Annotated in this window: 26 protein-coding genes and 1 pseudogene; 12 read left to right on the top strand and 15 right to left on the bottom strand. The window is 74.5% G+C overall.

What is annotated here, in order from left to right:
- The first annotated feature begins 1 nt into the window (after nucleotide 1).
- A complete protein-coding gene (locus AC1UE5_RS24615; protein ID WP_482928578.1) occupies nucleotides 2–1561 on the top strand; it encodes a 4-coumarate--CoA ligase family protein in 1560 nt (519 codons plus the stop codon).
- A gap of 3 nt (nucleotides 1562–1564) precedes the next feature.
- Here the strand turns inward: AC1UE5_RS24615 and AC1UE5_RS24610 are convergent, their stop codons facing one another.
- Nucleotides 1565–1870 (bottom strand): AzlD domain-containing protein, encoded by a 306-nt coding sequence (locus AC1UE5_RS24610; protein WP_482928577.1) that lies wholly within the window; start codon nucleotides 1868–1870, stop codon nucleotides 1565–1567.
- Nucleotides 1867–2565, bottom strand: coding sequence for an AzlC family ABC transporter permease (locus AC1UE5_RS24605; protein ID WP_482928576.1), 699 nt, complete (start codon nucleotides 2563–2565; stop codon nucleotides 1867–1869). The genes AC1UE5_RS24610 and AC1UE5_RS24605 overlap by 4 nt, the downstream gene beginning before the upstream one ends.
- Nucleotides 2566–2619: 54 nt before the next feature.
- On the opposite strand from AC1UE5_RS24605, the pseudogene AC1UE5_RS24600 reads away from it, so the two are divergent.
- Nucleotides 2620–3744 (top strand): annotated as a pseudogene (locus AC1UE5_RS24600) (lysylphosphatidylglycerol synthase transmembrane domain-containing protein); the annotation flags it as partial.
- 89 nt (nucleotides 3745–3833) lie between these two features.
- Here AC1UE5_RS24600 and ligD read toward each other — a convergent pair.
- Both ligD and AC1UE5_RS24590 read right to left on the bottom strand, forming a co-directional pair.
- Nucleotides 3834–4820: a non-homologous end-joining DNA ligase gene (gene ligD, locus AC1UE5_RS24595; protein ID WP_482928575.1), complete on the bottom strand. Its 987-nt coding sequence runs from the start codon at nucleotides 4818–4820 to the stop codon at nucleotides 3834–3836.
- A gap of 398 nt (nucleotides 4821–5218) precedes the next feature.
- Nucleotides 5219–6550 carry an HD-GYP domain-containing protein gene (locus AC1UE5_RS24590; RefSeq protein WP_482928574.1) on the bottom strand — a complete coding sequence of 444 codons (1332 nt, stop codon included), beginning with the start codon at nucleotides 6548–6550 and terminating at the stop codon, nucleotides 5219–5221.
- 313 nt (nucleotides 6551–6863) lie between these two features.
- Here AC1UE5_RS24590 and AC1UE5_RS24585 point away from each other — a divergent pair, with 313 nt between their 5' ends.
- Both AC1UE5_RS24585 and AC1UE5_RS24580 read left to right on the top strand, forming a co-directional pair.
- On the top strand, nucleotides 6864–7739 hold the full coding sequence (locus AC1UE5_RS24585) for a MerR family transcriptional regulator (protein WP_482928573.1): 876 nt from the start codon (nucleotides 6864–6866) through the stop codon (nucleotides 7737–7739).
- The gene (locus AC1UE5_RS24580; protein ID WP_482928572.1) at nucleotides 7736–8233 is read left to right on the top strand and encodes a nitrogen regulation protein NR(II); all 498 of its coding nucleotides are present in this window, start codon (nucleotides 7736–7738) and stop codon (nucleotides 8231–8233) included. The genes AC1UE5_RS24585 and AC1UE5_RS24580 overlap by 4 nt, the downstream gene beginning before the upstream one ends.
- Here the strand turns inward: AC1UE5_RS24580 and AC1UE5_RS24575 are convergent.
- Nucleotides 8230–10188 carry a penicillin-binding transpeptidase domain-containing protein gene (locus AC1UE5_RS24575; RefSeq protein ID WP_482928571.1) on the bottom strand — a complete coding sequence of 653 codons (1959 nt, stop codon included), beginning with the start codon at nucleotides 10186–10188 and terminating at the stop codon, nucleotides 8230–8232. The two genes, AC1UE5_RS24580 and AC1UE5_RS24575, sit on opposite strands and share 4 nt — an antisense overlap.
- 53 nt (nucleotides 10189–10241) lie before the next feature.
- Nucleotides 10242–10910 (bottom strand): TetR/AcrR family transcriptional regulator, encoded by a 669-nt coding sequence (locus AC1UE5_RS24570; RefSeq protein ID WP_482928570.1) that lies wholly within the window; start codon nucleotides 10908–10910, stop codon nucleotides 10242–10244.
- Between the two features lie 146 nt (nucleotides 10911–11056).
- On the opposite strand from AC1UE5_RS24570, the gene AC1UE5_RS24565 reads away from it, so the two are divergent.
- Entirely contained in the window at nucleotides 11057–12511 is a 1455-nt protein-coding gene (locus AC1UE5_RS24565; protein WP_482928569.1) for an MFS transporter, read from the top strand.
- 12 nt (nucleotides 12512–12523) lie between these two features.
- Here the strand turns inward: AC1UE5_RS24565 and AC1UE5_RS24560 are convergent, their stop codons facing one another.
- On the bottom strand, nucleotides 12524–12856 hold the full coding sequence (locus AC1UE5_RS24560) for a hypothetical protein (protein ID WP_482928568.1): 333 nt from the start codon (nucleotides 12854–12856) through the stop codon (nucleotides 12524–12526).
- Between the two features lie 159 nt (nucleotides 12857–13015).
- On the opposite strand from AC1UE5_RS24560, the gene AC1UE5_RS24555 reads away from it, so the two are divergent.
- The 3 genes from AC1UE5_RS24555 to AC1UE5_RS24545 all read left to right on the top strand — a co-directional run bounded on the left by AC1UE5_RS24555 (nucleotide 13016) and on the right by AC1UE5_RS24545 (nucleotide 15050).
- A complete protein-coding gene (locus tag AC1UE5_RS24555; protein WP_482928567.1) occupies nucleotides 13016–13192 on the top strand; it encodes a hypothetical protein in 177 nt (58 codons plus the stop codon).
- 62 nt (nucleotides 13193–13254) lie between these two features.
- Nucleotides 13255–14445 carry a hydroxymethylglutaryl-CoA reductase gene (locus tag AC1UE5_RS24550; RefSeq protein WP_482928566.1) on the top strand — a complete coding sequence of 397 codons (1191 nt, stop codon included), beginning with the start codon at nucleotides 13255–13257 and terminating at the stop codon, nucleotides 14443–14445.
- A complete protein-coding gene (locus tag AC1UE5_RS24545) occupies nucleotides 14442–15050 on the top strand; it encodes a QsdR family transcriptional regulator (protein ID WP_482928565.1) in 609 nt (202 codons plus the stop codon). The genes AC1UE5_RS24550 and AC1UE5_RS24545 overlap by 4 nt, the downstream gene beginning before the upstream one ends.
- 9 nt (nucleotides 15051–15059) lie before the next feature.
- On the opposite strand, the gene AC1UE5_RS24540 is transcribed toward AC1UE5_RS24545, so the two are convergent.
- Nucleotides 15060–15929, bottom strand: a complete 870-nt coding sequence (locus AC1UE5_RS24540) for an oxidoreductase (RefSeq protein WP_482928564.1) — start codon at nucleotides 15927–15929, stop codon at nucleotides 15060–15062.
- A 75-nt stretch (nucleotides 15930–16004) separates the two neighbouring features.
- Here AC1UE5_RS24540 and AC1UE5_RS24535 point away from each other — a divergent pair, with 75 nt between their 5' ends.
- From AC1UE5_RS24535 to AC1UE5_RS24520, 4 genes are all read left to right on the top strand, one after another.
- Nucleotides 16005–16796, top strand: coding sequence for a helix-turn-helix transcriptional regulator (locus AC1UE5_RS24535; protein ID WP_482928563.1), 792 nt, complete (start codon nucleotides 16005–16007; stop codon nucleotides 16794–16796).
- Complete coding sequence (locus AC1UE5_RS24530; RefSeq protein ID WP_482928562.1) at nucleotides 16793–17023, top strand: ribbon-helix-helix domain-containing protein; 231 nt, start codon at nucleotides 16793–16795, stop codon at nucleotides 17021–17023. The genes AC1UE5_RS24535 and AC1UE5_RS24530 overlap by 4 nt, the downstream gene beginning before the upstream one ends.
- Entirely contained in the window at nucleotides 17023–17367 is a 345-nt protein-coding gene (locus AC1UE5_RS24525) for a type II toxin-antitoxin system PemK/MazF family toxin (RefSeq protein WP_482928561.1), read from the top strand. Before AC1UE5_RS24530 ends, AC1UE5_RS24525 begins: the two co-directional genes overlap by 1 nt.
- 189 nt (nucleotides 17368–17556) lie before the next feature.
- Complete coding sequence (locus tag AC1UE5_RS24520) at nucleotides 17557–18828, top strand: DEAD/DEAH box helicase (protein ID WP_482928560.1); 1272 nt, start codon at nucleotides 17557–17559, stop codon at nucleotides 18826–18828.
- Nucleotides 18829–18833: 5 nt separating this feature from the next.
- Here AC1UE5_RS24520 and AC1UE5_RS24515 read toward each other — a convergent pair whose 3' ends face one another.
- Genes AC1UE5_RS24515 through AC1UE5_RS24485 form a run of 7 tightly spaced genes read right to left on the bottom strand, consistent with a single transcriptional unit; the run spans nucleotide 18834 to nucleotide 25906 of the window.
- The gene (locus tag AC1UE5_RS24515) at nucleotides 18834–19535 is read right to left on the bottom strand and encodes an SRPBCC family protein (RefSeq protein WP_482928559.1); all 702 of its coding nucleotides are present in this window, start codon (nucleotides 19533–19535) and stop codon (nucleotides 18834–18836) included.
- Nucleotides 19536–19560: 25 nt separating this feature from the next.
- The gene (locus AC1UE5_RS24510; RefSeq protein WP_482928558.1) at nucleotides 19561–20742 is read right to left on the bottom strand and encodes a vWA domain-containing protein; all 1182 of its coding nucleotides are present in this window, start codon (nucleotides 20740–20742) and stop codon (nucleotides 19561–19563) included.
- Nucleotides 20739–21623, bottom strand: a complete 885-nt coding sequence (locus tag AC1UE5_RS24505; protein WP_482928557.1) for an AAA family ATPase — start codon at nucleotides 21621–21623, stop codon at nucleotides 20739–20741. Before AC1UE5_RS24505 ends, AC1UE5_RS24510 begins: the two co-directional genes overlap by 4 nt.
- Nucleotides 21620–22204: a nucleotidyltransferase family protein gene (locus AC1UE5_RS24500; RefSeq protein ID WP_482928556.1), complete on the bottom strand. Its 585-nt coding sequence runs from the start codon at nucleotides 22202–22204 to the stop codon at nucleotides 21620–21622. Before AC1UE5_RS24500 ends, AC1UE5_RS24505 begins: the two co-directional genes overlap by 4 nt.
- On the bottom strand, nucleotides 22201–23037 hold the full coding sequence (locus AC1UE5_RS24495; RefSeq protein ID WP_482928555.1) for an XdhC family protein: 837 nt from the start codon (nucleotides 23035–23037) through the stop codon (nucleotides 22201–22203). Before AC1UE5_RS24495 ends, AC1UE5_RS24500 begins: the two co-directional genes overlap by 4 nt.
- Entirely contained in the window at nucleotides 23037–25400 is a 2364-nt protein-coding gene (locus AC1UE5_RS24490; RefSeq protein ID WP_482928554.1) for an aerobic carbon-monoxide dehydrogenase large subunit, read from the bottom strand. Before AC1UE5_RS24490 ends, AC1UE5_RS24495 begins: the two co-directional genes overlap by 1 nt.
- Complete coding sequence (locus AC1UE5_RS24485; protein ID WP_482928553.1) at nucleotides 25400–25906, bottom strand: (2Fe-2S)-binding protein; 507 nt, start codon at nucleotides 25904–25906, stop codon at nucleotides 25400–25402. The genes AC1UE5_RS24490 and AC1UE5_RS24485 overlap by 1 nt, the downstream gene beginning before the upstream one ends.
- Nucleotides 25907–25911 lie beyond the last annotated feature (5 nt).

The following is a 25911-nucleotide window of genomic DNA, read 5'->3' as shown; positions in this document are numbered from 1 at the left end:
CATGCCGATCGGAAGCCCGTTCCCCGACGTCGTGATCCCCGACGCCGCGCTCACCCCGTTCGTGCTCGAGAAGGCCGCGGAGCTGGGCGACAAGCCCGCGCTCGTCGACGGGCCATCGGGTCGCGCGCTGTCGTTCGCCCAGCTGGAGGACCAGATCCGGCGCTTCGCCGGCGGCCTGCAGATCCGCGGGTTCGGCCAGGGCGACGTGCTCGCCCTCCTGAGCCCGAACATCCCCGAGTACGGCGTGGCCTTCCACGGCACGATCCTCAGCGGCGGGACGGTCACGACGATCAACCCCGTCTACAACCCGGAGGAGATCGCGTACCAGCTGAAGGACGCGGGCGCGCGGTACCTCGTGACCGTGCCGCAGGCGGCCGAGCAGGCGCGCGCGGCGGGCGACAAGGCGGGCATCGAGGAGTTCTTCGTCGTCGGCGAGGACGAGTGGAACGGGCTCGTCGAGGAGGAGCCGATGGAGGCCGGCGAGGAGCCCGAGGTCGACCCGGCCAAGGACCTCGCGGCGCTCCCGTACTCGTCCGGCACGACCGGTCACCCGAAGGGCGTGATGCTCACGCACCGCAACCTCGTGGCCAACCTCCTCCAGGTCGAGGCCGTCATGCCCGTCGCACCGGACGACGTGCTGATCGGCGTGCTGCCGTTCTTCCACATCTACGGCATGACCGTGATCCTCAACAACGGCGTGCGCAACGGCGCGACCGTCGTGACGATGCCGCGGTTCGACCTCGAGCAGTTCCTGCGCAACATCCAGGAGCACAAGGTCACGCGCGCCTACGTCGTGCCGCCGATCGCGCTCGCGCTGGCCAAGCACCCGCTGGTCGACCAGTACGACCTCTCCTCGCTGCGCGTCGTGATGTCCGGCGCGGCGCCGCTGGGCGAGGAGCTGGAGAAGGCGTGCGCCGAGCGCCTGGGCTGCCGGGTGTTCCAGGGCTACGGCATGACCGAGTCGTCGCCGGTGTCGCACTCCCACACGCTCACCGGCGCGACGAAGCCGGGCACGATCGGGCCGGTGCTGCCGAACATGGAGTGCCGGATCGTCGACGTGGCGACCGGCGAGGACGCGCCGGAGGGCGAGCGAGGCGAGCTGTGGATGCGCGGCCCGAACGTCATGGCCGGCTACCTCAACAACCCCGAGGCGACGAAGGCCACGGTCGACGAGGACGGCTGGCTGCACACCGGCGACGTCGCGATCGTCGACGACGAGGGCTACTTCTCGATCGTCGACCGCGTCAAGGAGCTCATCAAGTACAAGGGCTTCCAGGTCCCGCCGGCCGAGCTGGAGGCGCTCATCATCACGCACCCGCAGGTCGCGGACGTCGCGGTGATCGGCGTCGACGACGAGGAGGCCGGCGAGATCCCGAAGGCGTTCGTCGTGCTCTCCGGCGAGGTGACGCCCGACGAGATCAAGGCGTTCGTGGCCGAGCACGTGTCCTCGTACAAGCAGGTCCGCGCCGTCGAGGTCGTGGACGAGATCCCCAAGTCCGCGTCCGGCAAGATCCTGCGCCGCATCCTCAAGGACCGCGAGCGCGAGGCCGCGGCCGGGTAGGGCTCAGACCGCTCGGAGGAGCGCCGTCGTCGCGGCGGCGCCCACGAGCACGACGAGCATCGGCGCCCTGAGGGCGATCGCGCCACCCGCGAACGCGATGCCGGCGGCGCGCTCGTCGAGCACGAGCTCGCCGTCGGTCGCGAACGTGCCCGTCACGACCAGGCCCGCGACGAGCGCCGGGACCGACGCGGTGATGAACCGCTGCAGGACGTCGGGCAGCTCGCGGCGGCCGGCGATCACCGGCCCGGCGGCCTTGATCGCGAAGTTGATGACGGCGAGCGCGCCGATGAGCGTCCACGCGGTGCTCACCGGCGGCGCCCCATCCCGGCGAAGGCGGCGAGCGTGGCGGCGACGACCGGGATCCCGGCCGGCGCGACCGGGATGAGGAGGAACGCGATGAGCGCGCCGAGCGCCGCGACGCGGTACGGGTGCGCGCCGGCGTGCGCCTCGGCGAACAGCAGGTAGAGGAAGAACGCCGGGAAGATCACGTCGATCCCGAGCGCGTCGCCGTCGGAGCCGATGTCGACCGCCGCGCCGAGCGCCGTCCCGCCCATCCACGCGATCGCCTGCGTGATCGTCGCGCCGATGAAGAGGCCGCGCGAGACGCGGCCGTGCTCGTCGGTGGCGAGGATCACCGACGCGTCGACCGTCAGCTGGCCCTCGAACGCGCGCCGGACCGCGCCGCCGCGCGTGGCCGGGGCGGTGAGGAGCCCGAGCGGGAGGAAGCGGAGGTTCGCCAGCGTCGCTGCCCCGATCGCCGCGCCAAGCCCGCCGCCCGCGGCCAGCACGCCGGTCGAGGCGAACTGCGCACTGCCGGAGAAGACGACGACCGACATCACGATCGGCTCCCACACGCCCCACCCGAGCGTGCGCGCGGCGACGCCGAACGACACGCCGATCAGCAGCGTGGGGAGGAAGAGCGGGAGCGCGGCCCGCAGCCCGTCGCCGACTGTGCGCTCGTCGGCCGCGGCGATTCCACCGTCTGCCGTTCGGTGGTTGCTCACACGGCCGGAGGCTACCAACGATGAGTTCCGGCGGGCGGCCCGGTCCTAAGGGACATGACCGGTGGTAACCGCCCCGTAGGTGTCATCCGGGAGGGTGGATCCGGGACATCCCCGATGCGCGAACACCCCCTTCGAGACGACCATCTCCTCACGATGAGCACGGCACGATCCAACACCGAGACCCTCGCGGCCACCCCCAGCGCCGCCGGGCTCCGGTCCGCGCTCGTCCGGCGTGCGGCCAGCGCCTCCGATGCGCTGATGCGGCACGCCCAGCCGTCGGCCGCGGGGGCGGAGGCGCTGGACGTGAGGCCCAGCTCCGCGCTCCCGCGGCCGTCCGGCCGCCAGCTCGCGATCGCGGGCGGGCTCGTCGCGGCGCTGCTCGCCGTCCTGACGTTCACCGGCGGCCCCGCGGCGGAGCTGCGCGAGGCGTTCGACCGCGCCCTGGCCGCCGACTGGCGGTGGGTCGTCGCGGGCGTCGCGTTCGAGGCGCTGTCCTTCGCCGGGTACGTGCTGCTCTTCTGGCTGATCGCCGGGCGCGCGGCGGAGAAGATCCGCCTGCGCCAGAGCGCCGAGATCGCGCTGAGCGGCGCCGCGGCCACGCGGCTGCTGCCGACCGCCGGGCTCGGCGGCATCGCGCTGACGCTGTGGGCGCTGGCCCGCGCCGGCCTGCCCGCGCGCGTCGCGGTGCGGACGCTGCTGACGTTCCTCGTCCTGCTCTACACGGTCTTCATGGCGGCGCTCGCCGCGGCCGGGCTGTCGCTCGCGTTCGGCGTGGCGCCGGGCGAGGGGCCGCTCGCGCTGATGGTGCTGCCGGCGCTGTTCGGCGGCGGCGTGATCGTGGCGGCGCTCTCCGTGCGGCGCTCCCGCACCGGCGCGCTGGCGGCCGCGATCGACGATGCCACGGGCCACGTGCGCCGCCCCGACGCCCGCCTCGCCGGCGCGCTGATGTGGTGGGGCTTCGACCTCGCCGTGCTCGCCGTGATGTTCACCGCGCTGGGCGCGCCGCCGCCGCTCGCCGTGCTGGTCCTCGCGTACTTCACCGGCGCGGTGGCGAACACGATCCCGCTCCCCGGGATGGTCGCCGGCGGCACCACCGGCATCCTGCTCGCCTTCGGCGTCGACGCGTCGCTCGCGCTGCCCGCCGTCTTCGCCTACCGCGCGGTCGCGCTGTGGCTGCCCGCGGTGCTCGGCACGTTCGCCCTCGCCGGCCTGCGCAAGACCGCCGCGGCGTGGGCCATCGCCCCGGCGCCGCCCGCGCCGCGCCCGGTTCACGTCCCTTCCCGGGTGACCTCCGCCGCGGCCTTGTCCTCGCGGAGCCCGAGGAACCGCGGCTGCCGCAGCCTCCCCGCGGCGGTCCACTCCGCGAACGCCACCTGCGCGACGAGCTGAGGCGCCACCCAGTGCGTCCCGGGCGGGCGCGGCGTGACCGGCTCGCCGAACGGCGGCTCCGGGCGCTCCAGCTCCGCGAGCCGGGGCGCGAGCGCGTCGAGCGTCCGCTGGTCGAACCCCGTGCCGACCTTGCCGGCGTACCGCAGCACGCCGTCCTCGTGGTAGCCGCAGAGCAGCGCGCCGAAGCCGGTGCGCGCGCCGCGCGGCTCGGTGTAGCCGCCGATCACCAGCTCCTGCTCGAGCAGGCACTTGAGCTTCAGCCAGTCCTTCGAGCGCCCGCGCGGGTACGGCGCGTCCCGGCGCTTGGCGATCAGGCCCTCCCAGCCGGCCGTGCACGCCTCCGCGTACCGCTCCGTGCTCGGGCCGTCCAGCTCGGCGACGCGGCGCAGGCCGTCCGACCCGCGCCCGACCACCGCGTCGAGCACGGCCCGGCGCTCGCGCTGGGGGAGCGCGCGCAGGTCCCGGCCCGCGACCTGGAGCACGTCGAACGCCCACAGCGCGACCGCGTGGCTGCCGCGCTGCAGCGCCTGGAAGCCGAGCGGGGCGCCGTCGCCGCCCATCGCCAGCACCTCGCCGTCGAGCACGACGTCCACGCCGAGTCGCGCGACCGCCTGCGCCACCGCCGGCCAGCTCGCCGTGCGGTCCAGCTCGTTGCGGGTGAACAGGCGCACGTCGCCGTCGCGCGCGACCGCGAGGCAGCGGACGCCGTCGAGCTTGCGCTCCAGGACCCACGCATCGGGGTCGAGCTCCCGCTCGTCAGTCAGCGTCGCGAGCGCGGGCGGGAGGAAGCTCGGAGCGAGGTCAGGCAGCCGCTCGCGCGCCCCGGAGGAGAGGACGGCGAGCGGGCCGGTAGCCGCGTCAGGCACGCAGGGATCATCGCGAAACCTGGGAGAGTTCGCCCCAGCGAACTCTCCTGAGGTCATCCGAGCCCTCTGGGCGAGGATGGCCCCCCCACCGCGCGCGGTACGGCGTCCCCCAAACGGGTCACATGGCTGAGGGACGCCCCGCGCGCGGCGGGGCAGGCGGCTCCCGCTGGTGACGACCGGCCGTCCCGTCCATCGCCACCGGGCACGTCGGGGGCGCGGGCTGCCTCGGGTCTCCGGCCCCGGCTCTGCGGGTCCAGTTCGTTCGCCCGGTCATCACCTGCCGGGAACCCTCGCCCACCGGTCGGCGTACGTCGACTCGTCTGCGCGAAGCGTGCAGCTTGCGACACCGAACCTCCACGGAAACGGTGTAACCCTCCCGCAGCCGGGGCGCAGCCGCCTCAGGTCGCGGAGGCCGTGGCCTGGACGACGCGGCGCTTCAGCGCGAGCTCCGCGTCGAGGTCCACCGTGGTGGCGTGGCGCTCGGCCATCGGGCGGTGCGCCAGGAGGGCCGCGAGCGCCTCGACGAAGCGCGCGTCGAGCTGCGTCCCGCTCACCCGGCGCAGCTCGGTCAGCGCCTGGAACGAGCTCATCGACGGGCGGTAGGTCGTGCCGGCGGTGAGCGTGTCGTAGACCTCCGCGACCGCGACGACCTTCGCCAGCTCCGGGATCTCGCCGTCGGCCAGGCCGAGCGGGTAGCCGCGCCCGTCCGGCCGCTCGTGGTGCGCGGCGACCGCGTCGGCCACCACGTCCTCCACGCCGACGTTGCGCAGCATCTCGGCGCCCGCGTGCGGGTGGCGCTTGATCGCCTGCCACTCGTGCTCGGTGAGCGTGCCCTCGGCGCCCAGCGCGACGTCGGACAGCGCGAGCCGCCCGAGGTCGTGCAGGAGTCCCGCGGCGTGCGCGTCGCGGGCGGCCTGCTGGTCGAGACCGGCGGCGATCGCGATCTCCTGCGCCCACTTGGCGACCGCGGCGGCGTGGCGCGCGCTCTCCTCGTCGCGCTGGCGCAGCGCGCGCAGCATGCCCGCGACGACCTCGTGGCCGGCGAGCGAGTGGTCCAGCCGCTGCTGGCGCTGGGCGGCGACGAGCTGGAGCATGTACGTCACGCCGAGCAGGAGGAGCACGAGCGCCAGCAGCCCGAGCGTCTGGACGTGCACCGAGACGTAGGCGACACCCGCCGCGACCGGGACCGCCCAGAGCAGCGCGGGCGCGAACGGGCTGGGGACGTGCCGCCAGGCGGCGACGCCCTCGCGCCAGGTCGGGGCGCTGAAGAGCGAGACGGTCATGAAGCTCAGCACGAGCGCCAGGACCGCCGGGCCCGCGAGGGCGAGCATGAACAGCGGCGGGTCGTCGGGCGAGGGCCCGATCGCCTCGAACATCGCGCCGGCGACGAGCGCCGGGAGACCCGCGGAGAGGACGTTGACCGCCAGCGCGTAGGGGCGCAGGCGCGCGAACGGCCACGCCCCGAGCTCGCCCGCCGCGGCGATGACGAAGGCCGCGGCCGGGCCGAGCACGGCGAACCCGACCGAGGTGCAGGTGAACGACGCCGAGACGAACATCTGCCCGGCGAAGCGCACGGACAGGAGGTTGGCGACGACCGCGCCGCCGGCGAGCAGCCACGTCAGCGGGTCGGTGAGCCGGTCGTCCGCGACCAGGACGCACCAGATGGCGGCGACCAGGCACCCGGCCAGGGGGCCGGCCAGCGAAGGAGAGTGGGGGCGCGCGTCGTCCATCGGCGCGCGGGTGAGCGTATCGACGCCCGCGCGCCCTGTCGACGCATGGTCGATTACTTGATGCGGAAGTTCCCGTTCGCGGCTGACGCGCCGAAGAGCTCGACGGCGGCGACGGCGATGGGGATGAGCGCAAGCTTGACACGACGCATTATGGGTTGCCCTCCATGGGAGAATCGAGTGGACTTCTCCTGCGTTATGGACGGTCAGGCCGGTCATGCGGTAGGTCTGGGACAGGATCTGTACGGGAACCTGTGCAAATGCTCTCGCGGTACCTGCAACGATCTTCCGGTCTGACGTAACTGCGAGTTCACGGATGAGGACCCTCAAGACCAGCGAGGCCGCGGCGCTCCTGAACGTCACGGCGAACACCCTCCGCGCCTGGGAGCGCCGCTTCGGGTACCCGAGGCCCCAGCGCTCGCGGGGCAACCACCGGCTCTACACCTACGCGGAGGTCGCCGCGCTGCGGGAGGCGCTCCTCGAGGGGCTGTCGATCTCGTCGGCGGTGTCCGTCGCCCGCGAGGGGCTGAGCACCGACGTCCACGCGCTCGTGCGATCGCTCGGCGCGTTCGACGCCGTCCGCGCCGACCACGCCCTCGAGGCGTCGCTCGGGCTGCGCTCCGTCGAGCGGACCGTCGAGGAGGTCCTCCTCCCGGCGCTGCGCGAGATCCACCGCCGCGAAGGGCCCGACGACGCGCACTGGGCGTACGCCGCGTCGTGGGCCGGCGACTGGCTGCGCCGCGCGCGCCGCCTCTCGCCGCCGCCGTCGCGCGGCATCTCGATCATCGTCGGCGACGCGTGCGGCAGCGACCTCGACCCGAGCGCCGCGCAGCTGCGCTCGCTGGAGCTGTTCTGCGTGCGGGCCGGCGCGGATGTCCTGACGCTGCCCGTCGAGGCGCCTGGCGGGCTCACCGACGTCGTCGCCGCCGTCCAGCCCGACGTCGTCGTGATGGCCGGGTCGCGCGCCGGGGACGAGGCGCTGGCGCGGTGGGCGTACCGCATCCGCAGCGCCGTCGGGCGGCTGCCGCTCGCGCTCTTCCACCGCGACGTCCACGCGGTCGGGCCCGAGTCGCGGGCCAAGGTCCTGTCGACCACGCCGAGCGCCGCGCAGGAGGACCTCTTCGCGCTCGTGCCCCCGGCGTCGCGCCGGCGCCGGCGGGTGCAGCCGGAGGAGGTGCGGGAGGTCTCATGAGCGCCAACCACGCCAAGATCCTCCGCGCCGTCGAGGTCGCCGCGCCCCAGCCGCGGACGTTCTGCGGCTACTGCGGCGCGCGGCCCGACCCGGCCGCGGTGTCCGAGACGCGCGTCTGCGGCGACTGCGGGCTAGGCCTGCTCCTGACCGCCGACGCCGGCCTCGCGCCGGCGCCGCACGACGCGTTCGTCGTCGTCGATGCGGGCCTGTCGATCCGCGCGGTGTCGCGCGGGGCGGAGGCGCTCTTCCAGCTCGCCGAGATCGACGTCGTCGACCAGTCCCTGGAGCGCCTGCTCGTGCCGGCGGACTCGTCCGACGGCGCGCGCGCCCGGCTGCAGGGGCTCGTCTCCGGCGCGGCGCGCTCGCCGCTGTCGTCGGCCGAGCCGGAGGTCGAGATCGTGCGCCCGGCGCGGGCGTTCGGCGTCCGCTACCGGGCGCTCGTCGGCCGGTGCGAGCCGGGCCGCGCGGCACTCGTCGTGCTGGCCGAGCTCTAGCCGCCGGCGCCCAACGCGCTGAAGAACCTCGCTGCGATGGGGGCCGCGACGCGGCCCCCGGACTCGCCGCCCTCGACGAGCACCGAGATCGCGACGTCGCCGCGGTAGGCGACGAACCAGGCGTGCGTCGGCGGCGGGTCGCCGCCGCCGTACTCCGCGGTGCCGCTCTTGCCGCGCGGCTCGCCGGGGAGGGAGGCGAGCGCGGTGCCCGTGCCGCCGGTGACGACCGCGCGCATCAGCTCGCGCAGCGTCGCCACGTCGCCCTCGGGAAGCGGGTCGCCGGCCCGCGCGTCGGAGCCCTCGCCGTCCTCGCCCCGGATCAGCCGCGGCGCGCGCCAACGGCCGTCTGCCACCGTCGCGGCCACGCCGGCCATCGCCAGCGGCGACGCGACGATCTTGTCCTGGCCGATCATCATCGCCGCCTTGGCGACGGTGTCGCTCGGGGCAGGCACCTTCGACCGGCCGACGCCGAGCTCCAGCTCGACCTCCTCGCCCAGCCCGAAGTCGCGCGCGACCTCCGTCAGGTCGCCGTCGCCGAGCCGGCCGGCGAGCGAGACGAACGCGGTGTTGCACGACTGCGCGAAGTCGGTCCGGAACGGCACCGCGCCCGCGGCGCCGCCCTCGAAGTTGCGGAACGACCGCCCGCCGACCGTGGTCGTCTTCGGGCAGTCGACCGTCTGGCCGACGTCGAGCCCGTCGCGCAGCAGCGCCGCGGTGGAGACGATCTTGAACGTCGAGCCCGGGGGATAGAGGCCGCTGAACGCGCGGTTGAGCGTCGAGTCGGTCGGGCGGTTGGCGACCGCGAGCACGTCGCCGGTCGACGGCTGCACGGCGACCAGCGCCGCCTTGCGGTCGGTGTCCCCGAGGGCGCTCTCCGCCGCCGCCTGCACGTCGCGGTCGAGCGTCGTGCGCAGCGCCTCGCCGTCCTTGCCCTTCTTGACGAGCAGCTCGTCGACGACGTCGCCGGTGGTGACGTCGCGCGTGACGATCATCCGCGTCGCGCTGCCGCGCAGCTGGGCGTCGAACCGCTGCTGCAGGCCCCACTGGCCGGTCTCGTCGCCGGCCTTCAGGCGGCCGTCGGACGCCTCGACCTGCTCGGCGGTCGCGGGGCCGACCGCGCCGAGCACGGCGCGCGCGAAGCCCTTCGTGGGTGCGAGCGCCGCGCGCCGGACGTTGGTCGAGACGCCGGCGACCTCGGCCAGCTCGCCCTCGATCTCGTCGTAGTCGGTCTTGCGCAGCGAGATGACCGAGATGAACCGGCCCTTCGGCGCGTCCTCGAGCTTCCGCGTCAGCGCGTCCGCGTCGGCGTCGACCAGCTCCGCGAGCCGCGCCGCCGTCTCGCCGGGGTCGTCGACCTTCGACGTCTGCACCGCGATGTCGACGACCTGCCGGTTCTCGACCAGCGCGGCGCCGTCGCGGTCGCGGATCTCGCCGCGGTCGGGGAAGTAGGTGGCGGTGCCCAGGCGCGTCGTGGCGGTCACGTCGCGGTGGATGACGCTCGGCAGCCAGCGGACCTTCCACTCGTCGTCGGACTTCACGAGCCGGACGCGGCTGCGGTAGCGCCACTCGCCGATCGCCGGGACGGTCCAGCGGAGCGTGACGAGGGCGCTCGCGCGCTGCTCGCCGTCCTCCTCGACGTCGCCCGCGGTGGCCGTGAGCTTCGCGCCGTCGAGGCCCTTGCGCGAGGCGGCGAGCGCCTTCGCGGCCTCGGCTGGTCGGTCGGTCAGCTCCGCCGCCGCGGCGTCCTCGCCGCCCTGCCAGGCGGTCAGGAAGGCGTCGAGCTTCTCGCCCGGCTCCGGCCCGCCGGTCCCGCGCAGGACGAGGAACGCGACCGCCGCGACGGCGGCCAGCGCGGCGACGATCGCCGCGAGAGCGGGGCCCCGGCCGCGGCCGCGGCGGGCGGGCGGGCGGCGGCTGCCGGCGCGGTAGGTCGAGTACGGGCGGTCTCCTGCCATCGGCTACCACCCAAGCCGATCGGCGCGCGTCGAGGCAAGCGGCACGAGCGTCGTTATGCGCCCTTGGCGGCTGCCGCCGCTCCGCCTCCACGGGCGAGCGGCGCGACGATCGACTCGTCGGCCGGCGGGTGGGGGAGCGCGTGGGCCGCGGCGGGGCGCAGGCCGTCGAACACGATCGCGAGGTACCGCCGCCACAGCTCCGGCTGGTGCTCGAGCCGCCAGCGCGGGATCTTCGCCGCGATCGCGCACAGCGAGAGCACGTCGCTCGGGACCACGTCGTCGCGCAGGACGCCCGCGAGCTGGGCGCGGGCGACGATCGGCGCGATCAGCTCCAGCGTCATCTCGCGGGCGCAGACCGGCACCGACAGCGCGGTCCCCGACACCATCTGCAGCGCCTGGTAGAAGCCCTGGTCGATCGCCATGCCCTCGGCGACGACCGTCGCGCAGGCGGTGAACGACTCCCACGGGTCGGCCAGCTGCGACGGCTCGGCGACGCCGGCGCGCAGGCGCTCCATCCGGTCGTCGACGATCGCGCGGAGCAGGTCGTCCTTGGTGGGGAAGCGGCGGTAGATCGTGCCGACGCCGACGCCGGCCTCGCGCGCGACGACGTCGACGCCCGCGCCGACGCCGTGCTCGGCGAAGACGGCACGGGCCGCGTCGAGGATGCGGCGGCGGTTGCGCTCGGCGTCCGCGCGGAGCGGCCTGGGGTCGTCTGCGCCCATGTGGCCAGGAGGATAGTGGAAGCGGAGCGATGGCTTCCGGCTGTGCTACCGTCGCTCGGCGGACCGGAAGCGGAGCCTCCGCTTCCGCCCTCGTCCGCCGCCTTTCTCCTCACGCCCGCCGCCTCGCAGAAGACCCCACGCACGCCATGACCAAGACCGTCCACGGCAAGCCCTCGGCGCCGATCCTCATCGCGCTCCTGCTCGCCGCCCTCTCCTACGCGCTCTCGCAGACGCTCGTCGCCCCGGCGCTGCCCGCGATCACCCAAGAGTTCGGCACCGACAGCTCGACGTCGGCGTGGGTGCTGACGGGCTACCTGCTCGCGGCGTCGATCTTCACGCCGCTCGCGGGCAAGCTCGGCGACCTGTTCGGCAAGGCGCGCGTGATGACGCTGCTGCTGATCGGCTTCGCGATCGGGTCGGCGGTCTGCGCGATCGCCACCTCGATCGAGGTCGTCATCCTCGGCCGCCTGATCATGGGCACCGCGGGCGGCGTGTTCCCGCTCGCGTTCGGGATCATCAACGACGAGTTCGCGGCGGACAAGCGCGCGGTCGCGATCGGCCTGCTGTCCGCGATGTTCGGCATCGGCGGCGGCATCGGCCTGCCGCTCTCGGGCGTGATCGTCGACAACGTCGACATCTCCTGGCTCTTCTGGCTCGGCCTCCTCGCGCTGCCCGCCGCTTTCGGCGTGTGGCGGTTCGTCCCGCCGTCGCCGGCGCGCGAGCGCACGCGCATCGACTGGGCCGGCGCCGCGGTGCTGTCGGTCGGCCTCGCCGCGCTGCTGCTCGGCATCTCGAAGGCCAACCCGTGGGGCTGGGGCTCCGGCCGCGTCGTCGGCCTGCTCATCGGCGGCGTCGCGATCCTCGTCGCGTTCGCGTTCCTCGAGCTGCGCTCGCGCCAGCCGCTCGTCGACATGCGGGTGCTCGCCGAGCGGCCCGTGCTCGCGACGAACATCACCGGCTTCCTGACCGGCGGCGCGATGTTCGGCTCGTTCCTCCTCGCCCCGCAGTTCGCGCAGACCGCCGAGTCCGCGGCCGGCTACGGCTTCAGCATGTCGGTGACCGAGGCGGGCCTCCTGATGGTGCCGAGCTCGATCGCGATGCTCGTCTCCGGGCCGCTGGCGGGCACGTTCGGCAACCGGTTCGGCTTCCGTGCGGTGCTCGCGACGGGCACGGCGTTCAGCGCGGTGTCGTTCCTCGTGCTCGCGGTCGCGCACGGCGAGCCGTGGCAGTTCGCGTTCGCCAACATCCTGATCGGCGTCGGCATCGCGTTCGCGTTCGCGTCGATGGCGAACCTGATCGTCGCGCTGGTCGACCCGCGCGAGGTCGGCATCGCGACCGGCATCAACACGATCGCGCGCACGGTCGGCGGCGCGTTCGGCTCGGCGCTCGTGACCGCGCTGCTGACGGCGGAGACGATCGAGGGCACCCCGATCCCGACCGAGAGCGCCTACACCGAGGCGTTCGTCGCGTCGATCTTCATCTCGCTCCTCGCGCTCGCGTCCGCGCTGTGGATCCCGCGCCCCGGCCGGGGTGGGGAGCAGGAGAGCACGCCGCCGCTGCCGCGGGTCGACGACCCGCGCAGCGAGAGCGCGCTCGCGTAGCGGGGCCGTTGCCTACGCCGCGCGCGCGGCGGGCAGCGCGTCGTCGTCCGCGCGAGGGAGCAGCAGGCACGCGACCGCGCCGCACGCGAGGTGGACGCTCCGGCCCGGCCACAGCGGCCGGTCCGGAGTGGCGTGGTCGGGGCGGAGCGCGATCAGGCCCGCGAGCTCGTGCGCGGCTCTCGACGCGGCGGTCTGGATGGCCTGCAGCGCGCTGCGCTCGCCGTGGCGCCACCCGCCGGCGAGGAGGCGGTCACCCCGGTAGAGCTGCCAGCGCCAGCGGCGCCCCAGGCGGCTCGCGGGGAGCGGTTCGACGACGTAGTGGAACGCGGGGAGGTCGTCGTGCATGGGCTCACGCTACCGATCCGACCCGCCAGACCCTCCACACCTCGACGCATCGCCGTCGGGGTGGGGATGATGCCGGTCGGGGGTAGGGGATCGCACGCACGACGATTCGGGGGGTTCCCCCCATGCGTCGGGGTCGGGGACGGGCGTAGCGTCCCTCCCATGCAGACCACGAGCCTCACCTCCACCGCCTCGTCCTCCACCGACGGTCTGCGCGTCGTCGAGCGCAGCCGCGGGACCTGTCATCCCCAGGCCGCCCGTCCGACCACCCGTGATCGCGTCGCCCGCTCGCTCCTCCTGCGCCCGGACCCCGCGACCCCGGCCTACGTCCGTCGCTGACACGGCCCCGAGCGCGCGCAACACTCGCGACGTCTGTTGCGCGCGGTCGGTACGGTCCCGGCATGTCCGGAGCCGAGGCCACCACCCGCATCCCCGTCCCCCGCGACAAGGAGGACGACTACACGCGCGACGCGGCCGCCACGCGGCGGGCGTTCGCCGAGGAGCGGAGCGGCAGCTCACTCGAGCACGTGTCCGCGTACTCCTTCGACCCGCAGATCCTCAGGGGGAACGTCGAGCAGTTCGTCGGGGTCGCGCAGGTGCCGATCGGGCTGGCCGGGCCGCTGAAGGTCAACGGCGAGCACGCGCAGGGCGAGTTCTACGTCCCGATGGCGACCGCGGAGGGGACGCTCGTCGCGTCCTACAACCGCGGGATGCGGCTGCTGCACGAGGCGGGCGGTGTCACCACGACGATCCTCGACGACCGCATGCAGCGCGCGCCGTCGTTCGTCTTCCCGTCGGCGCGCGAGGCGCGCGCGTTCGGCCAGTGGCTGCGCGAGCACTTCGACGAGATCAAGGCCGTCGCGGAGTCGACGACGAGGTCCGGCAAGCTGATCGAGATCGAGCAGTACAGCGCCTCGCGCATCCTCTACACGCGGTTCGACTACACGACCGGCGACGCGGCCGGCCAGAACCTCACCGGCAAGGCGACGGCGGCGGCGTGCGCGTGGATCACGCAGAACTACCCCGGCATCGAGCGCTTCTTCCTCGAGTCGAACTTCGCGACCGACAAGAAGGCGTCGCAGATCAACATGCTCCGCACGCGCGGCAAGCGGGTGGTGGCGGAGGCGACGGTCCCGTCCGAGCTGCTCACGCGCGTGATGCGCTCGAACACCGAGCTGCTCTACCGGGCGCGCCAGGTCTCGAACCTGGGCGGCTTCATGTCCGGCGTCAACAACAACGGCTCGCACTCGGCCAACGGCATCACCGCGATGTTCATCGCCACCGGCCAGGACGTCGCGAACGTCGCCGAGTCGTCCGCCGCGTTCGTCTACGCCGAGCACCGCCCGAACGGCGACTACTACTACTCGATCACCATCCCGTCGCTGATCGTCGCCACGTACGGCGGCGGCACCGGCCTGGCGACGCAGCGCGAGTGCCTGGAGCTGCTCGGGTGCTACGGCTCCGGGAAGGTCGAGAAGCTCGCGGAGATCGTCGCCGCGACCGTCCTGTGCGGGGAGCTGTCGTTGGGCAGCGCGATCGTCGCGGAGGAGTGGGTCGAGGCGCACGACCTCTACGGCCGCAACCGGCCGTGACGACCGCGGCGCCGGCCCGCACCCGGCTGCAGCAGGACCTGGTCGACCCCGGCCCGGGCGGGCGGACCGCGGCGCTCGACGCGTTCCGCCTCGCCCGGCGCCGCTTCCAGGCGCCGGAGCGGATCGACATGAGCGCGCTGGCGGACGAGCTCGGGGTCAACCGCGTGACGCTGTACCGGTGGGTCGGCTCGCGCGAGCAGCTGCTCGTGGAGGTCATCTGGTCGCTCGCGCGTGCGACGCTCGACCGCATCGACGCGCGCGTGACGGCGCGGGGCGGCGAGCGGATCGTCCAGACCGTGACGCTCTTCCTCGAGGCGGTCATCGCCCACCCGGGCATGCAGCGCTGGCTGGGGGAGGAGGGCGAGGCGGCGATGCGCCTCCTCACCCGCCGCGCGACCGACTTCCAGCCCCGCCTCGAGGCGGCGATGGAGGCGCTCCTGCGCGAGGAGACCGCCGCCGGCCGCCTCCACCTCGACGCGCCGCTCGCCGAGGTCGCCTACGTCATCGTCCGCCTGATCGAGTCCTACACGTACGTCGACCTGATCACGGGGGAAGAGCCCGACGCGCGCCGCGCCGAGCCGATCCTCCGCCTCCTCCTGCGGTGACCGGCGCGCTCAGCCGCCGACGGCGTCGAGCTCCGCGAGGTCCTGCGGGGTGAGCGCGAGCCCGGCGGCGGCGACGTTCTCGCGCAGGTGCGCGACGCGCGAGGTGCCCGGGATCAGGAGCACGTTCGGCGCGCGCTGCAGGAGCCAGGCCAGGCCGACCGCGCGGGCCGTCGTGCCGTGGCGCGCGGCGACCGCGTCCAGGGCGGCGGACTGCAGCGGCGACCAGCCCCCGAGCGGGAAGAACGGCACGTACGCGATGCCCTGCTCCGCGAGCCGGTCGATCAGCGCGTCGTCCCCGCGGGCGGCGACGTTGTAGAGGTTCTGCACGCAGGCCACGGGCGCGATGGCCTGGGCCTCGGCGACCTGCTCGGCGGTGACGTTGCTGACGCCGAGGTGGCGGATGAGGCCCTGCTCGCGCAGCTCGGCGAGCGTCCCGAACGCCTCGGCGATCGACCCCGGCTCCGGGCCCAGCAGCCCGCCGACGCGGAGGTTGACGACGTCGAGCGCGTCGAGGTCGAGCCCGCGGAGGTTCGCGTGGACGGCGTCCCGCAGCTGCTGCGGCGCGCGGGCCGGCGGCCAGCCGCCCTCCGCGTCGCGCAGCGACCCGACCTTCGTCACGATCGCGAGGCCGTCCGGGTACGGGTGGAGCGCCGCGCGGATGAGCTCGTTCGTGACGCCGGGGCCGTAGGCGTCGGCGGTGTCGATGTGGGTGATGCCGAGCGCGACGGCCTCGCGCAGGACGGCGAGCGCCTCGTCGCGGTCGGCGGGCGGGCCGAGCACGCCCGGGCCCGCGAGCTGCATCGCGCCGTAGCCCATGCGCGTGACCTCGAGGTCCGCGCCCATCGTGAAGGTCCCGCCGGGGAGCGTCGTGGAAGCCATGGCCCCGAGGCTGCCTCGCGCGCGGGCGCGCACCCAGGGTCGATCTGTCCCTGGAAGACGGCCTACCTTGGCGGTATGGACCGTGCCGGTCTGGCCGACTTCCTCCGCCGCCGTCGCGCTGCGCTGCGGCCGGGCGACGTGGGCCTGCCGGAGGGCGCGCGCCGCCGGACCGCGGGGCTGCGCCGCGAGGAGGTGGCGACGCTCGCCGCGATGTCGACCGACTTCTACACGCGGCTGGAGCAGGGGCGCGGCTCGCGGCCGTCCGCGCCGGCGACGCTGGCGCTCGCCCGGGGCCTGCGGCTGAGCGCCGACGAGCGCGACCACCTCCTCCACCTCGCCGGCCACACGGCGCCCCCGCGCGCCGCGCGCGCGGGGGAGGCGAGCCCGACGCTCGTGCGCGTGCTCGACCAGCTGCGCGCGCCCGCCCAGGTCGTCACGGACCTCGGCGTCACGCTCCGTCAGAACGAGGCCGCCGTCGCGCTCGTGGGCGACCAGACCGCGTTCACGGGCCCGCGCCGCAGCTTCATCTGGCGCTGGTTCACCGAGCCGGAGGAGCGTGCGTCGTTCGCCCCGGACGAGCACCACGCGCTCTCGCGCAGCCACGTCGCGACGCTCCGCACCGTCCACGGCCGCGCCCGTGGCGAGGACCCCGAGGCGCAGGCGCTCATCGACGCGCTGCTCGCGGAGAGCACGGAGTTCGCCGCGCTGTGGGAGCGCCACGAGGTCGGCTTCAAGCCGCTGCGGCGCAAGCGGATGCGCCATCCTGACGCGGGCGAGCTGGAGCTCCGCTGCGAGGTCGTGACCGCCGACGACGTCACGCAGATGCTCGTCGTCTTCGGTCCTACCGGGTCATACTCGGGGGCGTGAAGACCGCGATCTCGGTCCCCGACGAGACCTTCCGCAAGGTCGACGACGCCGCGAAGCGGCTCGGCGTGTCGCGGAGCGAGTTCTTCTCGCGCGCGGCGGAGCGATGGCTGCACGAGCTCGACCGCGACAGCGTCACCGAGGCCATCGACGCCGCGCTGGAGGGCGTCGAGCACGATCAGGCCTTCACCGATGCCGCCGCTGCGGCCCTCACCCCCCGCGGCGACTGATGCGGCGCGGCGAGGTGTGGTGGGCCGACCTGGGTCTGCCGCGCGGGTCGGCGCCCGCGCTGCGCCGGCCGGTCGTCATCGTCGGCGACGACGCGTACAACCGATCATCGCTGCAGACGGTGACGGTGGTGGTGGTCACGACCAACCTGCGACTCGCGGCGGTCCCGGGCAACGTGCTCGTCCCGGCCGCCGCCGGCGTCATCGAGGGCGACGCGGTGGTGAACGTCACACAGGTGGCGACGATCGACCGCGGCGCGCTGGAGGATCGGATCGGCCCGCTCCCGGAGTGGCTGCTCGCGAAGGTCGACGACGGCCTGCGGCTGGCGCTCGGACTCGCCGCGTAGGCGCGCGCTAAGCTAGGAGAGCGGATTCGGCGAAGATCGCCGGCCGCGAGGCAGCTTCCTTGGGTCCCGCCACCGACGGCGGTTCGGGTGACGCACAGCCTCCCCGACACCGTCCGCGGCCCTCGTCGAGAGCGCCCGACACAACCAGGAGTTCCGATCTTGTCTACGCAGTCCTTCGCCGATCTCGGCGTGTCCTCCGCTGTCGTCAACGCGCTGAAGGCGCGCGGCGTCAGCGCCCCGTTCCCCATCCAGGCGCTCGTCGCGACCGACGTGCTCGCGGGCCGCGACGTGCTCGCCAGCTCGCCGACCGGCTCCGGCAAGACGCTCGCGTTCGGCATCCCGCTGATCGACCGCGTCGAGTCCACCGGCCGCCGCCCGAGCGCCCTCATCCTCGCCCCGACGCGCGAGCTCGCCACCCAGATCGTCGAGGAGCTGCGCGACATCGCGCACGCCCGCGCGCTGAAGATCACCGCCGTCTACGGCGGCGTCGGCATCGTCAAGCAGGCCCGCGAGGCCGCCAAGGCGCACATCCTCGTCGCGACCCCGGGCCGCCTCGAGGACCTCATCCAGCGCGGCGACCTCACGCTCCAGCACGTCAACCGGCTCGTGCTCGACGAGGCCGATCGCATGCTCGACATGGGCTTCAAGCCCGCCGTCGACCGCATCGTCGCCCAGTGCGCCGACGACCGCCAGACGCTCTTCTTCTCCGCCACGCTCGACGGCGAGGCCGGCAAGGTCGCGCAGACCTACACGCGCGACGCGGCTCGCCACGACCACGCGCCGAAGGAGAAGAAGGCCGTCGACGTCGAGCACCGCTTCGTCGCCGTCGACCATCCGGCGCGCGTCGAGACCCTGATCGAGCACCTCAAGGACGCCGAGCGCGACCTGGCGCTCGTGTTCGTGCGCACCAAGCGCGGTGCCGACCGGCTCGTCAAGAAGCTGAGCCGCGAGGGCCTGGAGGCCGTCGCGATGCACGGCGACAAGTCGCAGAACCAGCGCGAGAAGGCGCTCGCCCGGTTCTCGTCCGGCAAGGTCACGACGCTGATCGCGACCGACGTCGCCGCCCGCGGCATCGACGTCGACCGCATCTCGCACGTCATCAACTACGACCCGCCGGAGGACCGCGAGGCGTACGTCCACCGCATCGGCCGCACCGCGCGCGCCGGGCGCAGCGGCGTGGGCATCACGTTCGTCGACGAGCAGCAGGCCGACGACGTCGCGAAGATCGCCAAGGCGCTGCGGCTCGACCGCCAGTTCGCCTCGACGGGCCTGACGACGAACGCCACCCGCGGCGGCTCGAACAACAACGGCGGCGCGCGCTCGTCCTCGCGCCCGCGCGGCAGCGTCGGCGGCCCCACCGCCGGCGGCGCGTCGCACACCGGCGGGCGCCGCAACCGCGGCCGCGGCCGGGGCGGCTCGGGCCGCGGCGGCCGCGGCTCGTCCTCCGCGTCGTCGAACTAGCCGACCTACGAGCGGGCGCCCGCGCGGCGCCCGAGCAGGTAGGCGAGGAGCACGACGAGCCCGATCAGCGCGCCGAGCTTGCGCGGGTCGCGGAGCTGCTCCGCGGCCACCGCGCCGCCGACCGACCCGAGGTCCAGCGCGTCCTCGCCCTCGAACGCCGGGGGTGGGGGCGGCGGCGCGTCGTGGGTGAACCGCGCCTCGCGTGCGGGTTCCCTCGCGGGCTCGGCGGGCGGAGCCTCCGCGGACGGCGCGGGCTCGACCTTGCCCTCGAGCATCAGCGCGAGGTTCCGCGCGAAGGTGTCGATCAGGCGGCCTGACACGTCCTGCAGGACGCCCTGGCCCATCGTCGCGACCTTGCCGCTCAGGTCGACGTCGGTCGTGACGGTGGCGGAGGTCGTGCCGTTGGCGCCGCTGAGCACCATCGTCACGTCGGCGTCGGCGGTGCCCTGCCCGCGCGACTCCTTCGCGCGCGCCTTCATCACGGCGCGGTGGGCGTCGTCGTCGCGCTCGACGATCTCCACGTCGCCCTGGTAGGTCATCGACATCGGGCCGACCTTGACCTTGATCGCGACCTTGTACGCGGTGTCGCTCGTCCGCTCCAGGACACGGGCGCCGGGGACGGTCGGGGCGACGCGCTCGACGTCGAGGATCGCGTCCCACACGTCCCCGAGCGGGGCGTCGACGTCGAACCGGTTCTCGAACTGCATGGATCTCCTCGGGGTCGAAAAGGGGTCAGCGGTGGCGGCCGATGGCGGCGACGACCTCGTCGAGCGCCGCGAGCGAGTGGCCGGCGACGAGCTCGTCGACGAACGGGAGCGCCGCCGCCATCCCGCCGGCCAGCGGCGCGAAGCCGGGCGCGGCGACGCGCGGGTTGACCCACACGACGCGGTGCGCGAGCCGGCCCAGCCGCTCGACCTCGCGGCCCGCGAGCGCCGGGTCGCCCCGCTCCCACCCGTCGGACAGGATCACGACGACCGCGCCGCGTGCCACCCCGCGCCGGCCCCAGCGGTCGTTGAACGTGCGCAGCGCCTCGCCCAGCCGCGTGCCGCCCGCCCAGTCCGGCGCCGCCGCGCCCGCCCGGGCGAGCGCCGCGTCCGGCCGCCCCTCGCGCAGCGCGCGCGTGACGCGGGTCAGCCGGGTCGCGAACACGAACGTCTCCGCCCGCGCGCCCCGCGCCGCGCCCTCCAGCAGCAGCAGGTACGCCCGCGCGTAGGGCGCCATCGAGCCGGACACGTCGAGCAGCGCGACCAGCGGCCGCGGCCGGACGCGGCGGCGCCGGTGGAGCTGGCGGACCGGGTCGCCGCCGGTGCGCCGGGCGCGCGCGAGCGTCGCGCGGACGTCCAGGTGCTCGCCGCGCCGCGAGGCGGACGTGCGGCGGGCGCGCCGGGGCGGGGTCGCGACGCGCAGGCGGCGCAGGAGGTCGGCGACGGTCGCCAGCTCGGCGGCGTCGAGCGCGTCGAACCGCAGCTCGGACAGGCGCTCGGCGTCGCTGGCGGCGCTGCCGACGGGCAGGTCGGCCACACGATCGGAGTCCCCCTCCGCCGGAGGTGGCGCGGCGCCTCCCGCCGGAGTGGCTGGGGAGGTGGCTCCGGCGGAAGCGCCGGCCTCGTCCCCACGGGGTTGAGCGTGGGGGAGCGAGGGTGGTGGAGCGGTCGTGTCGCCGCGCGGGAGGTCGAGCCCACCCACCCCGGCCGTCCCGCCGAGCAGCGCGGCGAACACCCGCTCGAAGGCTCCGAGCTGGTCGCGCGCGGAGACGAACGCCAGTCGCGCGGGCCAGTAGAGGTCGTCAGGCGACGCGGGCGGCGCGAGCGCGACAGCGCGCGCGAACGTGACCTCGCGCGAGGGCGTGACGGGGAGCCCCGCGTCGCGCAGCGCCCGCCCGAGGGCGATCGCGAGCGTCGCGAGCTCCGTCATGACACGAGCCTCGCCAGGCCGGAGGCGCGCACGACGTCCTGGTCCTCGCGGTACTTCAGGACGGCGCCGAGCGTGCGCTCCGCGGCGTCCGGCGTCAGCGCGCCGGCGCCCAGCAGCGACAGCGCGCGCACCCAGTCGATGCCCTCCGCGATGCCCGGCGGCTTCTGGACGTCGGCGACGCGCAGGCGGCCGAGGACGCGCACGACGTCGGCGGCGAGCGCGGGATCGGCGTCCGCGACCCGGCGCCGCACGATCTCCGTCTCCAGCGCCGCGTCCGGATAGTCGATCCAGTGGTACAGGCAGCGCCGCTTCAGCGCGTCGTGCAGGTCGCGGGTGCGGTTCGACGTGACGATCACCGCGGGCGGGACGGCGGCGCGCACGGTCCCCAGCTCCGGGATCGTCACCGCGGCGTCCGCGAGCACCTCCAGGAGGAACGCCTCGAAGTCGTGGTCGGCCCGGTCGAGCTCGTCGATCAGCAGCACCGCGGGCAGCGGGCCGGGGTGCTCCAGCGCGGCCAGCACGGGGCGCGACAGCAGGTACTCCCGCGCGAACAGGTCCTCCTCCGCCAGCGCGTCACCGGCCGCCTCCGCCAGCCTGATCCGCAGCAGCTGGCGCGGGTAGTTCCACTCGTACAGCGCCTCTGACGCGTCGAGCCCCTCGTAGCACTGCAGCCGGATGAGCGGCGTGCCGAGCGCGCTCGCCAGCGCCCGCGCCGCCTCCGTCTTGCCGACCCCGGCCTCGCCCTCCAGGAGCAGCGGCTGGGGGAGCCGGAGCGCGAGGAAGAGCGCCGTCGCGAGTCCGGGACCCGCCAGGTAGTCCTGGGCCTCCAGCCGCGCGACGAGCGCGGCCTCGCCGGGGATCGCGTCCGCCAGCGCGCTCACGCCGCGCCGCCGCCCGCCGCCACCACGGCCTCGTAGTCGTCCCACGTGTCGACGTCGCGCGGGACGCGGCCGACGACCGGCACCTCGACGACGTCGGCGGCACGCCGGTCGAGCAGCTTCCACACGGCCTTGTCGCCGTGCAGCTCGCGGAGGTCCCCGAACGCCTCGCGCCCGAACGCGAAGGGGTGGCCGCGCCCGTCGGCGTAGCGGCACACCGCGATCGGGGCGTCGCCGCGCCGCTCCAGCAGCTCGGCCACGGTCTCGGGCTTGACGCCCGGCTGGTCGCCGAGCAGCAGGACGATCACGTCCGTGCGGAAGTCGAGCGCCTGCATCGCCGCCGCGATCGACGACGAGCAGCCGCTCCCGAACCCCTCGTTCACCACGACGTCGGTGCCGCTCAGGTCGACGGTCGCGCGGACGCTCGTCGCGCTGCCCCCGAGCGCGACGACGACCTGGTCCAGGCGCGACGCGCGCGCGATCCCCAGCACCGCGTCGAGCAGCGTCGCGCCGCGGTAGGGGAGGAGCTGCTTGGGCTGCCCGAGCCGCGTGGACCCGCCCGCGGCCAGGACGAGCCCGGTCACGAACCGCCGTGGCAACACGACCCTCCGCCGCCCTCGGTGGCGTCCGCGGCGCGCGCCGGGGGTGGGGTCCCCGCCGCGGTGGAGGGCGCGGCGGGGCCCACGTTCGTGACGGCCAGCGGGGCGAGCGCCGGGACGACCTGCGGCGCGCGCCGCACCGCGACGAGCTCGGCGAGGATGCTCAGCGCGATCTCCTCGTGCGTCCGCGCGCGCAGCTCCCGCAGGCCGGCGGGCGTGCGGACGCGGGCGAGCTCCTCCTCCGACAGCCCGCCCGCGGTCCGCAGCGTGGCGAGCACGCCCGCGCCGCGCCGCTCCGACGCGACGAGGCCGACGTACTCGACCTGCGCCTCCAGCGCCGCGCGCACCGCCTCCTCGTCGCCGTGCCCCAGCGAGGCGACGACGGCTCCGAAGTCCCCCGGCTCCGCGACCGCGCCCAGCCGCGCCGCGAACCCGACGCGCCCGGCCAGCTCCACCAGCGCCCGTGCCACCGGCGTCTCACCGGCGACCGCGATACGCGGCGCCGGGAGGTGCGGCTCGAGGAACAGCTCCAGCGCGCCGCCGGACAGGCACGGGTTCGACACCACCACGGCGCCCTCCGGCGCGGGCTCGTCGGTGTCGCCCGGCAGGATGCGCAGCAGCACCGGCTCCCCGGTCTCCAACGCCCGCAGCGCCTGCAGCCGCACCGTCGTGTCCGCGCACGCGCCCCCGACGAACCCGTCGATCGACCCGTCCCCGTGCACGACCGCGCGGTCGCCCGGCCGCGCGCTGGTCGGCGACGAGCAGCGCACCACCGTCACCGAGACGTGCGGGGCGTCGGCCGGCACGGCGCCGCGCATCAGAACTGCGCCTCGACCCGGCCGTCGCGCATCGCCTTCCACACCCGCGACGGCGTCAGCGGCATGTCCGCGTGCCGCACGCCGAACGGCGCGAGCGCGTCGACGACCGCGTTCACCACCGCCGGCGGCGACCCGACCGTCGCGCTCTCCCCGACCCCCTTCGCCCCGAGTGGGTGGTGCGGGGAGGGCGTGACGGTCTCACCCAGCTCCCAGTCCGGCACTTCCAGCGCCGTCGGGATCAGGTAGTCCATGAAGGAGCCGCCGAGGCAGTTGCCGCTCTCGTCGAACGAGATGATCTGCATCAGCCCCATGCCGACCCCTTCGGCCAGGCCGCCGTGGATCTGGCCCTCCACGATCATCGGGTTGATCCGCACGCCGCAGTCGTCGACCGCGACGAAGCGGCGCACGTGGACCTTGCCGGTGCCCGGGTCGACGTCCACGACGCAGACGTACGCGCCGAACGGGAACGTCAGGTTCGGCGGGTCGTAGGACGTCATCGCCGAGAGCTGGCCCTCGACGCCCTCGGGCAGCTCCAGCGCGCCGTGCGACGCCAGCGCGACGTCCTGGATCGAGACGCCCTTCTCCGGGTCGCCCTTGACGCTGAACCGGCCCTTGGTCCACTCCAGGTCGTCGGGCGACGCCTCGAGCATCGCGGCCGCGATCAGGCGCGCCTTGTCGCGGACCTTCCGCGCGGTGATGGCGGTCGCCGCGCCGCTGACCGGGGTCGAGCGCGAGCCGTACGTCCCGAGCCCGAACGGCGTCTGGTCGGTGTCGCCATGGACGACCTTGACGTCCTCGGGCGGGATGCCCAGCTCCTCGGCGACGATCTGCGCGAACGTCGTCTCGTGGCCCTGGCCCTGGGTCTGGACCGAGATGCGCAGGATCGCCGTCCCGGTCGGCTCGACCATGAGCACGGCGCCGTCGTTCATCCCGAGGCCGGCGATGTCCATGTGCTTGCGCGGGCCCGCCCCGACGGTCTCGGTGAAGAACGCCAGCCCGATGCCCATCAGCTCGCCGCGCGCCCGCCTGACCTCCTGCTCGCGGCGCAGCTCGTCGTAGCCGGCCATGTCGAGCGCCTTCTGCAGCGCGCGCGGGTAGTCGCCGGAGTCGTACTCCCACCCGGTCTTGCAGGCGTAGGGGAACTGCTCGGGCTGGAGCAGGTTCTGCATCCGCAGCTCGGCGGGGTCGCGTCCGAGCTCGTGCGCGAGCACGTCGATCATCCGCTCCACCAGGTAGACCGCCTCGGTGACGCGGAACGAGCACGCGTACGCGACGCCGCCCGGCGCCTTGTTCGTGTAGACGCCGGTGACCGAGCAGTGCGCGGCCTCGATGTCGTACGAGCCGGTGAAGATGTGGAAGAAGCCGGCCGGGTACTTCGTCGGCTGGGCGGTCGCGTTGAACGCCCCGTGGTCGGCGAGCACGCTCGTGCGGATCGCGCGGATGCGGCCGTTCCTGTCGGCCGCGATCTCGCCCTTCATCCAGTAGTCGCGGGCGAAGCCGGTGGAGGTCAGGTTCTCCGTCCGGTCCTCCATCCACTTGACCGGCTTGCCGGTGAGGATCGAGCCGACGACCGCGCAGACGTAGCCGGGGTAGATGGGGACCTTGTTGCCGAAGCCGCCGCCGATGTCCGGCGAGATGACGCGGATCTTGTGCTCGGGCAGGCCGGCGACGAGCGCGTAGAGCGTGCGGTGCGCGTGCGGCGCCTGGGTCGTGGTCCACAGCGTGAGCCCGCCCTCGATGCGGTCGTAGTCCGCGACGGCACCGCAGGTCTCCATCGGCGCAGGGTGCGAGCGCGGGTACAGCATCTCCTGCTCGACCACGACGTCCGCGCTGGCGAACACCGCGTCGGTGGCGGCCTTGTCGCCCGCCTCCCAGTCGAAGATGTGGTTGTCGGTGCGGCCCTCGATCTCGTCGCGGACGACGGGCGCGCCGGGCTCGAGCGCGCGGCGGGCGTCGACGACCGGGTCGAGCGGCTCGTAGTCGACGTCGATGAGCTCCAGCGCGTCCCGGGCGGCGTACCGGTCGTCGGCGACGACGAACGCGACCTCCTGGCCCTGGAAGCGCACCTTGTCGGTGGCGAGGACGGCCTGGACGTCGGCGCTCAGCGTCGGCATCCACGCGAGGTTCAGCCCCTCCAGGTCCTTGCCGGTGACGACGGCGTGGACCTTCGGGTGCTGGAGCGCGGCGGACGTGTCGATGTTCGTGATCCGCGCGTGGGCGAGCGGGGAGCGGAGCACCGCTCCGTGGAGCATCCCGGGGAGCTGCACGTCGTCGACGTACTGGCCGCGGCCGCGCACGAACCGCGGGTCCTCCTTGCGCTTGAGCCGCCCGAAGCCGACCGGGCGCTCCTCCGTGGCGGCCATCAGACCGTCACCTCACTCGAGCTCGAGGTCGGCGCCGCCGCGGCCTCGCGCTCGTGGGCGGCCGCCCACTGGATCGCCGCGACGATGTTCTTGTAGCCGGTGCAGCGGCACATCTGGCCGCTGATCGCCTCGCGGATCTCGTGGTCCGTCGGGTTCGCGTTGGCGTCGATCAGCGCGCGGGCGGTGAGCATCATCCCCGGCGTGCAGAAGCCGCACTGCAGGCCGTGCTCCTCGATGAAGCCCTGCTGCACGGGGTCGAGCTGGCCGTCCTGCTCGAGCCCCTCGACCGTGCGGACCTCGTGGCCGTCGGCCATCGCCGCGAGCATCGTGCACGACTTCACGGGCTCGCCGTCGACGAGCACGACGCACGTGCCGCAGTTGGAGGTGTCGCAGCCCCAGTGGGTGCCGGTCTTCCCGAGCGTGTCGCGGAGGAAGTGGACGAGCAGCGTCCGCGGCTCGGACTCCGCGGTGACCTGCTCGCCATTGAGGGTGATCGTGACCTGCATCGTCG

It is taken from the genome of Parviterribacter multiflagellatus (genome assembly GCF_056863265.1).
This window is presented reverse-complemented; position numbering and strand designations above follow the sequence as displayed.

Bases quoted from the DNA above. Each gene is read 5' to 3' on its own strand.
- AC1UE5_RS24615 (WP_482928578.1), top strand. From the start codon at position 2: ATGCCGATCGGAAGCCCGTTCCCCGACGTCGTGATCCCCGACGCCGCG.
- AC1UE5_RS24590 (WP_482928574.1), bottom strand. From the start codon at position 6,550: ATGGACGACGCGCGCCCCCACTCTCCTTCGCTGGCCGGCCCCCTGGCC.
- AC1UE5_RS24585 (WP_482928573.1), top strand. From the start codon at position 6,864: ATGAGGACCCTCAAGACCAGCGAGGCCGCGGCGCTCCTGAACGTCACG.
- AC1UE5_RS24580 (WP_482928572.1), top strand. From the start codon at position 7,736: ATGAGCGCCAACCACGCCAAGATCCTCCGCGCCGTCGAGGTCGCCGCG.
- AC1UE5_RS24575 (WP_482928571.1), bottom strand. From the start codon at position 10,188: ATGGCAGGAGACCGCCCGTACTCGACCTACCGCGCCGGCAGCCGCCGC.
- AC1UE5_RS24570 (WP_482928570.1), bottom strand. From the start codon at position 10,910: ATGGGCGCAGACGACCCCAGGCCGCTCCGCGCGGACGCCGAGCGCAAC.
- AC1UE5_RS24565 (WP_482928569.1), top strand. From the start codon at position 11,057: ATGACCAAGACCGTCCACGGCAAGCCCTCGGCGCCGATCCTCATCGCG.
- AC1UE5_RS24560 (WP_482928568.1), bottom strand. From the start codon at position 12,856: ATGCACGACGACCTCCCCGCGTTCCACTACGTCGTCGAACCGCTCCCC.
- AC1UE5_RS24555 (WP_482928567.1), top strand. From the start codon at position 13,016: ATGCAGACCACGAGCCTCACCTCCACCGCCTCGTCCTCCACCGACGGT.
- AC1UE5_RS24550 (WP_482928566.1), top strand. From the start codon at position 13,255: ATGTCCGGAGCCGAGGCCACCACCCGCATCCCCGTCCCCCGCGACAAG.
- AC1UE5_RS24540 (WP_482928564.1), bottom strand. From the start codon at position 15,929: ATGGCTTCCACGACGCTCCCCGGCGGGACCTTCACGATGGGCGCGGAC.
- AC1UE5_RS24535 (WP_482928563.1), top strand. From the start codon at position 16,005: ATGGACCGTGCCGGTCTGGCCGACTTCCTCCGCCGCCGTCGCGCTGCG.
- AC1UE5_RS24525 (WP_482928561.1), top strand. From the start codon at position 17,023: ATGCGGCGCGGCGAGGTGTGGTGGGCCGACCTGGGTCTGCCGCGCGGG.
- AC1UE5_RS24515 (WP_482928559.1), bottom strand. From the start codon at position 19,535: ATGCAGTTCGAGAACCGGTTCGACGTCGACGCCCCGCTCGGGGACGTG.
- AC1UE5_RS24510 (WP_482928558.1), bottom strand. From the start codon at position 20,742: ATGACGGAGCTCGCGACGCTCGCGATCGCCCTCGGGCGGGCGCTGCGC.
- AC1UE5_RS24495 (WP_482928555.1), bottom strand. From the start codon at position 23,037: ATGCGCGGCGCCGTGCCGGCCGACGCCCCGCACGTCTCGGTGACGGTG.
- AC1UE5_RS24490 (WP_482928554.1), bottom strand. From the start codon at position 25,400: ATGGCCGCCACGGAGGAGCGCCCGGTCGGCTTCGGGCGGCTCAAGCGC.
- AC1UE5_RS24485 (WP_482928553.1), bottom strand. From the start codon at position 25,906: ATGCAGGTCACGATCACCCTCAATGGCGAGCAGGTCACCGCGGAGTCC.